Annotated in this window: 8 protein-coding genes and 2 pseudogenes; 7 read left to right on the plus strand and 3 right to left on the minus strand. The window is 70.9% G+C overall.

What is annotated here, in order from left to right:
* Nucleotides 1–23: 23 nt before the first annotated feature.
* Together ACFWM7_RS29035 and ACFWM7_RS29040 are read right to left on the minus strand one after the other, a co-directional pair.
* Nucleotides 24–2,648, minus strand: coding sequence for an ABC transporter permease/substrate binding protein (locus ACFWM7_RS29035; RefSeq protein WP_383266005.1), 2,625 nt, complete (start codon nt 2,646–2,648; stop codon nt 24–26).
* Nucleotides 2,641–3,717 (minus strand): glycine betaine/L-proline ABC transporter ATP-binding protein, encoded by a 1,077-nt coding sequence (locus ACFWM7_RS29040; protein ID WP_383266007.1) that lies wholly within the window; start codon nt 3,715–3,717, stop codon nt 2,641–2,643. The genes ACFWM7_RS29035 and ACFWM7_RS29040 overlap by 8 nt, the downstream gene beginning before the upstream one ends.
* Nucleotides 3,718–4,038: 321 nt before the next feature.
* Here ACFWM7_RS29040 and ACFWM7_RS29045 point away from each other — a divergent pair, with 321 nt between their 5' ends.
* Nucleotides 4,039–4,947 carry a 5'-3' exonuclease H3TH domain-containing protein gene (locus tag ACFWM7_RS29045; protein WP_383266022.1) on the plus strand — a complete coding sequence of 303 codons (909 nt, stop codon included), beginning with the start codon at nt 4,039–4,041 and terminating at the stop codon, nt 4,945–4,947.
* Nucleotides 4,948–4,993: 46 nt separating this feature from the next.
* Nucleotides 4,994–5,845 carry a siderophore-interacting protein gene (locus ACFWM7_RS29050; RefSeq protein ID WP_383266009.1) on the plus strand — a complete coding sequence of 284 codons (852 nt, stop codon included), beginning with the start codon at nt 4,994–4,996 and terminating at the stop codon, nt 5,843–5,845.
* 341 nt (nt 5,846–6,186) lie between these two features.
* Here ACFWM7_RS29050 and ACFWM7_RS29055 read toward each other — a convergent pair.
* Nucleotides 6,187–6,687: pseudogene (locus ACFWM7_RS29055) on the minus strand (MerR family transcriptional regulator); the annotation flags it as partial.
* On the opposite strand from ACFWM7_RS29055, the pseudogene ACFWM7_RS29060 reads away from it, so the two are divergent.
* The 5 genes and pseudogenes from ACFWM7_RS29060 to ACFWM7_RS29080 all read left to right on the plus strand — a co-directional run.
* Nucleotides 6,680–7,315, plus strand: a pseudogene (locus ACFWM7_RS29060) (hypothetical protein); the annotation flags it as partial. The pseudogenes ACFWM7_RS29055 and ACFWM7_RS29060 sit on opposite strands and share 8 nt — an antisense overlap.
* The gene (locus ACFWM7_RS29065; protein ID WP_383266011.1) at nt 7,312–7,749 is read left to right on the plus strand and encodes an ABA4-like family protein; all 438 of its coding nucleotides are present in this window, start codon (nt 7,312–7,314) and stop codon (nt 7,747–7,749) included. The pseudogene ACFWM7_RS29060 and the gene ACFWM7_RS29065, both read left to right, overlap by 4 nt.
* Before the next feature lie 115 nt (nt 7,750–7,864).
* Nucleotides 7,865–8,449, plus strand: coding sequence for a sigma-70 family RNA polymerase sigma factor (locus ACFWM7_RS29070; RefSeq protein WP_383266014.1), 585 nt, complete (start codon nt 7,865–7,867; stop codon nt 8,447–8,449).
* On the plus strand, nt 8,446–9,198 hold the full coding sequence (locus tag ACFWM7_RS29075) for an anti-sigma factor domain-containing protein (RefSeq protein ID WP_383266017.1): 753 nt from the start codon (nt 8,446–8,448) through the stop codon (nt 9,196–9,198). Before ACFWM7_RS29070 ends, ACFWM7_RS29075 begins: the two co-directional genes overlap by 4 nt.
* Nucleotides 9,199–9,236: 38 nt before the next feature.
* Complete coding sequence (locus ACFWM7_RS29080) at nt 9,237–10,607, plus strand: cryptochrome/photolyase family protein (protein WP_383266020.1); 1,371 nt, start codon at nt 9,237–9,239, stop codon at nt 10,605–10,607.
* The last annotated feature ends 57 nt before the right edge of the window (nt 10,608–10,664 follow it).

The following is a 10,664-nucleotide window of genomic DNA, read 5'->3' on the forward strand; positions in this document are numbered from 1 at the left end:
GTGCTTTCGTGCCCGTGGAGTCCCTACTGGGGCGCCATGGTGTCCGCGATGCCCGGGTTGTCGTCCATCCAGGCCTTCACGGCTTCCTCCTCGTGACCCGCGCCGCGCTTCTGGATCTCGTTCTCCAGTCCGCCGAGCTGCTTCTCGGAGAGCTTGAAGTCCTTGAACCACTTCGTCAGCTGCGGGTACTGCTTCGGGAACTCCTTGGAGGCGATGGTGTGCAGCCGGTCGCCCTCGCCGAACGCCTTCTTCGGGTCCTTCAGCTTGGTCATGCCGTACTCGTTGTACGCCCAGTGCGGGGTCCACAGCAGGACGGCGATGGGCTCCTTCTTGGCGTACGCGCGCTTCAGCTCGGCCAGCATGCCGGGCGTGGAGGAGTCGAGGACCTCGTACTCCCCGTCCAGGCCGTAACTCGGCAGGACGTTCGTCTTGAGGTTCTCCATGGTGGCGGTGCCGGGCTCGATGCCGACGATCCGGCCCTTGAAGTCGGATCCCTTGCCCTTGAGGTCGTCGAGGGTCTTGACGTCCTTGACGTAGTCGGGGACGGCGACCTCGATGGAGGTCGGGCCGTACCACGAGCCGATGTTCGTCAGCTTGTCGCCGTACTTGTCCCAGTAATTCTTCTGGGTGTACGGCAGCCAGCCGTCGAACTGCACGTCGATCTGGCCGCGTGACATCGCGGCGTACATCGGACCGACCTCGAACTGCTTGAGGTTGATCTTGTAGCCGCGCTCCTCCAGGACCGCCTTCCACAGGTACGTGGCGGCGATGTCCTCCTCCCAGGGGAACCAGGCGACCTCGACCGGGCGCTTGCGCTCGTCGTCACCGCCGGCGGCCTGGGCGTCCTTCGGGACCGGGGTCCACTTGTCGGCGACGCCCGGGTTGTCCTTCAGCCAGGTGCGGACGGCTTCCTGCTCCTTGCCGGAACCGGCCTTCTGGATCTCGGCCTCAAGGCTGGTGAGCTGCTTCTCGCTCATCTTGAAGTCCTTGACCCACTTGGCGACCTCGGGGTTCTCCGCGGAGAAGCCCTTGCGCGCCAGGCTGTGGACGCCGTCGCCCTTGCCCCAGAGACCCTTGGGGTCCTTCAGCTTGGTGAGGTCGTACTCGTTGTACGCCCAGTGCGGCGACCAGAGCGGAACGACGATCGGTTCCTTCTTGGCGTACGCGCGCTTCAGCTCGGCCAGCATGGACGGCGTGGAGCCGTCGATGAGCTTGTACTCCTTGTCCAGGCCGTAGCCCGGCAGCAGCTTGTCCTTGAGCAGGCCCATCTCGCCGGCGCTCGGCTCGATGCCGACGATCCGGTTCTTGAACTCGGACGCCCTGCCCTTCAGGTCGTCCATCGTCTGGACGTCCTTCATATACGCGGGGACGGCAAGTTCCAGCGAGGTCGGGGCGTACCACGCGCCGAGGTCCTCCAGGCGGTCCTTGTACTTCGCCCAGTAGCTGGCGTGGGTGACCGGCAGCCAGGAGTCGGTCTGGAAGTCGATCTGCCCGTTGGCCATCCCGGTGTACAGCGAGCCGGCCTCGTACTGCTTGACGTCGACCTCGAAGCCGCGCTGCTCCAGCATCTCCTTCCAGAGGAAGGTGGAGGCGATGCCCTCGTCCCACGGGATGTAGCCGATGCTGATCTTCTTGCCGTCGCCGATCTGCGCGCTCGTGCCGGCGGTGTCGTCCTTCGAGCCGCCGCCGAAGAGGCTCATGCTGCCCGCGACGAGCGCGAGGACGACGATGCCGACGGCCGCGATGCGGGGCTGCGGGCGGTAGGTCCAGATCTTCCAGCCCTCGGCCATGGCCTGGGCCTTGGCGACCGTGCGGCGGCCCAGCGGGGAGACCGCGGTGCCGAGCGCGCCGGTCATCCGGTCCAGGTACATGGCGAGGATGACGATGGAGATGCCCGCCTCGAAGCCGAGGCCGACGTCGACGTTGCCGATGGCGCGGTAGACGGAGCCGCCGAGGCCGCCGCCGCCGACCATGCCCGCGATGACGACCATGGAAAGGCCGAGCATGATGACCTGGTTGATACCGGCCATGATCGTGGGCAGGGCGAGGGGCAGCTGGACGCGCAGCAGGGTGTTGCGCGAGGTGGTGCCGAAGGCCTCGGCCGCCTCGACGAGCTCACCGTCGACCTGCCGGATACCGAGCTCGGTCATCCGGACGCCCGGGGGCAGCGCGAAGATGATCGTGGCGATGATGCCGGGGACCACGCCGACGCCGAAGAAGATGACGCCGGGGATCAGGTAGACCATGGCGGGCATGGTCTGCATGAAGTCCAGGACCGGCCGGGTGATCGCGCTGACCGTCCTGGACCGGGAGGCCCAGATGCCGAGCGGTACGGCGATGACCAGGGTGACGAGGGTCGCGACGAGCACCAGGGTGAGGGTGTCCATCGCCTCGTCCCACAGTTCGACGGAGTCGATGAGGGCGAATCCGACGAAGGTGAGCAGGGCCGCGGGCAGGCCGCGCAGCCACCAGGCGATGACGGCGACGATGCCCGCGAACAGCAGTGGTGCGGGGGCGGACAGGACGGCGGCTATGCCGTCGAACATGCCGCTGACGATGGAGCTGATGGCGTCGAAGAGCCAGGCGAGGTGGGTCTGCAGCCACTCGACCGCGGAGTCGACCCATTCGCCGAGGGGGAACCTAAACACCGGCCACCTTCTTCACGCCGGCCGCTGCCGCGGGTTCGGTCTCGCGGGGGGCCTCGACCGGGGTCATCGGCTCGCCGAGGACGGCGAGCAGCCGGGAGCTGGGGACGACGCCGACCAGCTTGCCCTTGTCGTCGGTCACGGCGACCGGGTTCGCGCTCTGCGAGCAGGGCGTGAACAGGTCGATGATCGGAGTGGACTCCGGGACCGTGGCGGGGGCCGCGGCGAGCACGTCCTGCGGGGTGCGCAGTTCCGTGCCGTCCGCCGCCCTGGTGCCCATCACGGTGTGCGCCTCGGCCATGATCGCGCCCGCGGTGAGCACCCGGGAGCGGTCGACGTCCTGGGTGAAGGAGGCGACGTAGTCGTTGGCCGGGGTGACGAGGATGTCCTCGGCGGTGCCGAGCTGGACGATCTCGCCGTCGCGCATGACGGCGATCCGGTCGCCCAGGCGCATGGCCTCGTTGAGGTCGTGGGTGATGAAGACGATGGTCTTCTTCAGCCGCTTCTGGAGCTCCAGCAGCTGGTCCTGCATGTCACGGCGGATCAGCGGGTCGAGCGCGCTGAAGGACTCGTCCATGAGCAGCAGGTCGGCGTCGGTGGCCAGGGCGCGGGCGAGGCCCACGCGCTGCTGCATGCCGCCGGACAGCTCGTCGGGCCAGGACTTCTCCCAGCCTTCGAGGCCGGTCAGCCGCAGGGCCTCGGTGGCGCGCGCCTCACGCGCCTCGCGCGGCACGCCCTGGACCTCCAGGCCGTACGCCGCGTTCTCCAGGACGCTCCGGTGGGGGAAGAGCGCGAAGTGCTGGAACACCATGCTGATCTTGGTGGAGCGCACGTGCCGCAGGTCGCGGGGGCTCAGGGCGGTCAGATCCTGCCCGTCGAACAGCACCCGGCCCGCGGTGGGGTCGAGGAGACCGTTGAGCATCCGCAGCAGGGTGGACTTGCCCGAGCCGGACAACCCCATGACGACGAAGATCTGGCCCGGCTCCACGGTGAACGATGCGTCGATCACCGCTGCGGTCGTTCCCTCGGCGCGCAACTCGTCGCGATCGGAACCGCTTTCGAGCTTCCGCACGGCTTCATCGGGTCGTCTGCCGAAGACTTTGTACAAGTGCTCGGCTTGCAGCCTGGACACATACACCTCACGCGTTGAACCGAAAAAACGGTCTGCCACCCCCTCCGGCAGACCGTGGAGCGGTGCGGGTCCTGTCCGCGTGGCACATGCACTAGTTGAAAATGCGACGTGGTTCGCTCCGATGGCGCGCCTGCCCGCACTTACACAACCCAAACGCGACCGTGACCCAGGTCACCGGCCCGCGACGGAAGGCAAGTAAGCGGTTACCAGCAGCGACTGTCGGTGCGGTGGGGCATCATCGGGTCTGTGACGCGACGCCTGATGCTCCTCGACACCGCCTCCCTGTATTTCCGCGCCTACTTCGGGGTGCCCGATTCGGTGCGCGCACCGGACGGGACGCCCGTGAACGCCGTGCGCGGCCTCCTCGACTTCATCGGCCGCCTGGTGCACGACCACCGGCCGGACGAACTGGTCGCCTGCTGGGACAACGACTGGCGTCCGCAGTGGCGGGTCGACCTGATCCCGACGTACAAGGCGCACCGGGTCGCCGAGGAGACCCCCGCCGGGCAGACGGACGAGGAGGAGATCCCCGACACGCTGTCCCCGCAGGTCCCGATCATCGAGGACGTGCTGGCGGCGCTGGGAATCGCCCGGGTCGGCGTCACGCCGTACGAGGCGGACGACATCATCGGCACGCTCACGGCACGGGCGAAGGGCCCGGTCGACATCGTCACCGGCGACCGCGATCTGTATCAGCTGGTCGACGACGCCCGTCAGGTGCGCGTGCTCTACCCGCTCAAGGGCGTCGGCACGCTCCAGGTGACCGACGAGGCGTGGCTGCGCGAGAAGTACGGCGTGGACGGCGCGGGGTACGTCGATCTGGCGCTGCTGCGCGGTGACCCGAGCGACGGGCTCCCGGGCGTCCCCGGCATCGGCGAGAAGACGGCGGCGAAGCTGCTGGACGCGTACGGCGATCTCGACGGGATCATGGCGGCGGTGGACGACCCGAAGGCGAAGCTGACCCCGTCGCAGCGCAAGCGGCTGGACGAGTCGCGCGCGTACGTGGCCGTCGCGCCGAAGGTGGTCCGGGTGGCCGGGGACGTCCCCCTGCCCGACTTCGATCCGGCACTGCCGCGCGAGCCGCGCGACCCGGCCGCCCTGGAGGCGCTCGCGGACCAGTGGGGGCTGGGCGGGGCGCTGCAACGGCTGCTGACCGTGCTTCAGCACTGAGGTGTTAACTTAGGTATACCTAAGTCTTCGAACCAGGGAGTACCTCGTGGCAGAGCGGCCGGCCCGGCAGGGACCGAAGGCCCAGGGGGCGCAGGTCGTGCGCACCGAGCAGATCACCCCGCACATGGTGCGGGTGGTCCTCGGCGGCGAAGGGCTCACGGACTTCACCCTCTCCGGCTTCACCGACCACTACATCAAGCTGTGTTTCGCGCCCGAGGGCGCGGACTACGCGCACCCCTTCGACATGGCCGCCATCCGTGAGGAGTATCCGCGCGAGCTGTGGCCCACCACCCGTACGTACACGGTGCGTTCATGGGATCCGGTGGCCCGGGAGATGGCCGTCGACTTCGTCGTGCACGGCGACGAGGGCCTCGCGGGACCGTGGGCCCAGCGGGCGCAGGCCGGCGAGCAGGTGACCTTCCTCGGCCCCGGCGGCGGTTACGGACCGGACGCCTCGGCGGACTGGCACCTGCTGGTCGGCGACGAGAGCGCGCTGCCGGCGATCGCGGCGGCGCTGGAGCAGATGCCCGTGGGCGCGCTGGTGCACGCCTTCGTGGAGGTGCCGGACGCCTCGGAGGAGCAGAAGATCGTGACGCCCGACGGGGTGGCCGTGACCTGGCTGCACCGCGGGGACCGGCCGGTCGGCGAGCTGCTGACCGCCGCCGTGAAGGGGCTCGACTTCCCCGAGGGCGAGATCCAGGCGTTCGTGCACGGGGAGGCGGGCTTCGTGAAGGAGATTCGCCGCTACCTGCGCGTGGAACGGCAGATCCCGCTGGCCCAGCTGTCGATCTCGGGCTACTGGCGCCTCGGCCAGAACGACGACGCCTGGCGCGCGGTGAAGCGCGAGTGGAACGAGCAGGTGGAGCGCGAGCAGGAGAGCGGTACGAGCGCCGCGTGACGCCGGGCGGGGGGCGCCGGGCCGCCGCGTGACGCCCGAACGCCGGGGCGCTGCGTAACGCCCGAACGCCTCCCACTCGGACCCGGTCGCCCGACCGCGCCGCCTCGCAGGCCGTCTCGTCGCTCAGGCCCGGTCGTTCCGACAGCCGATCACCTGCCCGCCGGGCCGCCCAGCGGGCAGCCTCCGGACCCCGTCCGCCGCACATCGCGGCCGGCGGGGTCCGCTCGCTCGGGGCGCGGCCGGGAGAGGACCGGCGCGACGGGCCCACGGCGGGTCGCCGACCGGCCGCTTCGCGGCACGACGAGTCCAAGGCGCGTCGGGTCCGTCGCCGCACCCCGCCCTCAGCCTCCCGCAGGACCCGCCTCCGCAGCAACGGAACCCTCCGCGTCACCGGCACCGGCACCCGTCCCCGCGCCGCACCCCTCACTCCCGTCCTCCACGCGGGGCCCCTCCGGCTCCACCGGCCCGACCAGATGCGCCGGGGACTCGAAGCGCCGGAAGGCCACATCGATGTGCGCCAGCCTCCGCAGCGCGCCGAACATCGCCTCGCCGAGGACGGTCCCCACGACAACGCTCTCGACCAGGTCCACGCGGGCCACCCGACGCTGTACGTAGTCGAGGTCGGCGTGGGCGATCGGCTCGGCGGCATCCGCGTACACGTCCAGCAGGTCGATGAGTCCGCCGTGCCCGGCCCTGCGCAGTGCGGCCAGCACCTCCGCCAGCGATTCGGCGGCGGGGCTCTGCTCCTCGACCTGCCAGTCGCGCCGCCGCAGCAGCTCGGCCACCTCCTCGCGCGCGGCCTCCAGTTCGGGCCCCGCCTCCCCCTCAGCACCGGCTGGGCTGTGGGACGCGATGGGGATGACCATCGCCGCCCTGTGGGCGGCCACCCTGGTGATCGCCGTTCTGCTGCTGCGCACCCGTATCACCGACCGGGCGACGGCCCTGGCCGTCCGGGGCGGGCTGCTGATCGCCCTGGCCGGCGCGGCCCTCGGCTTCCTGATGGCACTGCCGAGCGAGGGCCAGCGGGCGGCCGGGAGTCTCGACACCGCCGATGTGATCGGCGCGCACTCCGTGGGCGTACCGGACGGCGGCCCGTCCATGGCGCTGACCGGCTGGTCGACGACCGGCGGCGATCTGCGGGCCCCGCACTTCGTGGGCATGCACGCGCTCCAGGTCCTACCGCTCCTCCTGATCGCCCTGGTGCTGCTCGCGCCCCGCTTCGCCCCGCTGCGCGACCCGGGGGTGCGGCTGCGCCTCGTACGGGTCGCCGTCGGCGGTTACGCGGCGCTCGTCGCGCTCATCACCTGGCAGGCGCTCCGGGGCCAGCCGCTGATCCACCCGGACGGGGCCGCGCTGGCGGCCGCCGGGACGATCCTCGCGGCGGCGGCGTACGGGACATGGAGCGCGCTGCGCCCGGCCCGCCCGGCCCGCTCCTCCTCCTCCTCCTCCGACAAGGAGCCCGCGGCATGACCGGCGCACTCTTCGAGATCACGTTCTATCTGGCCGCCCCGTTCTGGCTGCTGATGATCTTCGCTCCGAACTGGTCCTGGACCGCTCGCGTCGTCGCCTCACCGCTGACCGTGCTGCCTGTGCTCGTCGTCTACGTCGTCATGGCCGTCCCGGTCTTCCCGGAGCTCTGGACGGCGGTGAGCAGCCCGGACATCGACACCTTCCGTGATCTGACGGCGCTGGCCGACGGAGCGGGGGCCGTCTGGGCGCAGGTGATCGCCTGGGATCTGCTGCTCGGGCAGTGGATGTACCTCCAGAGCCGGAAGCTGGGGCTCTCGCCGCTGCTGATGGGGCCGCTGCTGGTCCTGACGATCCTGCTGTCGCCCTTCGGGCTGCTGCTCTTCCTCGCCGTACGCGCCGTCCGGCTGCGGCGGCGCGAAACGCTCGTCGGCTGAGTCGCGCGTCCTCCCGGGGCAGGATCTGCGAAGATCGCCCGCACCCGACCAATCCGTACGGCCGTCTGCTCCGAATCACTGCCGGAACCGACGAACGTCCCGGGAGGAAACCCGCGTGAAGGAAGCCGTACACATCAGTGGGGTGCCCTCGCCCGGTCCCGATCTCCAGGAACTCCTGGTGCGGGTCGCGCGGGGCGACCAGGACGCGTTCGCCTCGGTGTACGACGCGGTGAGCGGGCCCGTGCTCGGCCTGGTGCGCAGCGTGCTCCGCGATCCGGCCCAGTCGGAGGAGGTGGCGCAGGAGGTGCTGGTGGAGGTGTGGCGCACCGCGCCCCGTTTCCGGGCCTCCCGGGGCAGCGCGATGAACTGGGTGCTGACCCTGGCCCACCACCGGGCGGTCGACCGGGTCCGCTCGGCCGAGGCCGCGGCGGCCCGGGAGCACAAGGCGGCGCTGCTGGACCGGACGCCCGCCTTCGACGAAGTGTCCGAACAGGTCGAGACCCGGTTGGAGCGAGAGCAGGTACGGCGCTGTATGCGCACCCTGTCCGAGCTGCAACGGGAGTCGGTGACCCTGGCCTACTACCGGGGCCTGACCTACCGTGAGGTCTCCGAACTTCTCTCCGTGCCGCTGGGCACCATCAAGACACGACTCCGCGACGGCCTCATCCGGCTGCGCGACTGCCTGGGGGTGAGCGCATGAGCACGGCCGAACTGCACACGCTGACCGGGGCCTATGCCCTGCATGCGCTGCCGGAGTCCGAACGGCAGGCGTTCGAGCGGCATCTGGAGGACTGCGAGGCCTGCACCCAGGAGGTGCGGGAGCTGTCGGCCACCGCCGCCCGGCTCGGCCTCGCCGTCGCCGAGGCCCCGCCGCGCGAGCTGCGCGAGAGAGTGCTGCGGGAGATCACGACCGTACGCCAGGAGGCTCCGGCGCACGGCCGACGGGAGCGGACCGGTGGCGGCGGAGGCACCGGACGGTGGTACGCCTACGCGCTCGCCGCCTGCATCGCGGTAGCCGCCGCCTTCGGCGGGGCCGCGGTCTGGCAGAACCAGGTGGCCCAGGACGCGCGGCAGGAGGCCAACCAGGCACAGCGGCAGAACGAGCAGCTGGCCCAGGTGCTCTCCGCTCCGGACGCGAAGACCTCCTCGGGCGAACTCACCGGCGGCGCGCACGGCACCGTCGTGGTCTCGCAGAGCCAGAACCGTGCGGTGTTCCTGGCCTCAGGGATGGATCGGCCGCCGAGCGGCAAGGTGTACCAGCTCTGGTTCAACGACGAGGGCACGATGCGCTCGGCGGGCCTGATGGATCCGAAGGCGAGCGACGACGCGGTCCTGCTGGACGGGCCGGTGGACCGGGCGTCCGGGATGGGCATCACGGTCGAGCCCGCCGGTGGCTCCGCCGAACCGACCTCGGATCCGGTGGCGCTGATGGACTTCCCGACCGCCTGACGTCTCACCCACGAGTTCCGCAAGGGAGCACGCGTTCCATGAGTGGTGTCGCGGTGGTGCTGTTCACCTCCGACCTGCGTCTGCACGACAATCCGGTGCTCCGTGCCGCCCTGCGGGACGCGGACGAGGTCGTCCCGTTGTTCGTCCGGGACGACGCCGTCCACCGCACCGGGTTCGACGCGCCCAACCGGCTGGCGTTCCTCGCGGACTGCCTGGCGGACCTGGACGCCGGACTCCGTGACCGGGGTGGCAGGCTGATCGTCCGTCGGGGCGAGACGCCCCGCGAGGTGAAACGGGTCGTCGAGGAGACCGGGGCGGGCTCCGTGCACATCGCCGCCGGCGTCAGCCGGTACGCGGCACAGCGCGAGGAGCGGATCCGGGAAGCCCTCACGGGCACGGGCTGCGATCTGCGCGTGCATGACGCGGTGGTCACCGTGCTCGCTCCGGGCCGGGTGGTCCCGACGGGCGGCAAGGACCACTTCGCGGTGTTCACCCCGTACTTCCGCCGTTGGGAGGCGGAGGGGGTACGGGGCACACTGACCGCTCCCCGCACGGTCCGGGTGCCGGACGGGGTGTCCGGCAACCCGCTCCCGGACCGGGGCACCGTCAAGAACCTCTCCCCCGGCCTGGCCCGGGGCGGCGAGGAAGCGGGCCGCAAGCTGGTGACGTCCTGGCTCCACGGCCCCATGGCCGACTACGAGGACGGCCACGACGACCTGGCCGGCGACGCCACCTCCCGGCTCTCCCCGCATCTGCACTTCGGTACGGTCTCCGCCGCCGAACTGGCCAACCTCGCACGGGAGAAGGGCGGCCCCGGCGGCGAGGCGTTCGTCCGGCAGCTGGCCTGGCGGGACTTCCACCACCAGGTCCTCGCGGCCCGCCCGGACGCCTCCTGGTCCGACTACCGGCCGCGCCACGACCGCTGGCGCTCCGACGAGGACGAGATCGCCGCCTGGAAGTCCGGGCACACCGGCTATCCGCTGGTGGACGCGGCGATGCGGCAGCTCGCGCACGAGGGCTGGATGCACAACCGGGGCCGGATGCTGGCGGCGAGCTTCCTCACGAAGACGCTGTACGTGGACTGGCGGGTGGGGGCCCGCCACTTCCTGGACCTGCTGGTCGACGGTGACATGGCGAACAACCAGCTCAACTGGCAGTGGGTGGCGGGCACCGGCACGGACACTCGCCCCAACCGGGTCCTCAACCCGGTGATCCAGGGCAAGCGCTTCGATCCCCGGGGCGCTTACGTACGACGCTGGGTACCGGAGCTGGCCGAGGTGGAAGGGCCCGCGATCCACGAGCCCTGGAAGCTGGAGGGCCTGGACCGGGCGGGCATCGACTATCCGGACCCGGTGGTGGACCTGGCCGAGGCCCGGTCCCGCTTCGAACGGGCCCGCAGCCTGGACTGACCGTACGACAACGCGGAGAGGGCCCGTTCCACGGGCCGTGGAACCTGCCCTCTCCGC

The organism is Streptomyces sp. NPDC058375 (assembly GCF_042723425.1).
In the GTDB taxonomy this organism is placed as follows: Bacteria; Actinomycetota; Actinomycetes; order Streptomycetales; family Streptomycetaceae; genus Streptomyces; species Streptomyces durocortorensis.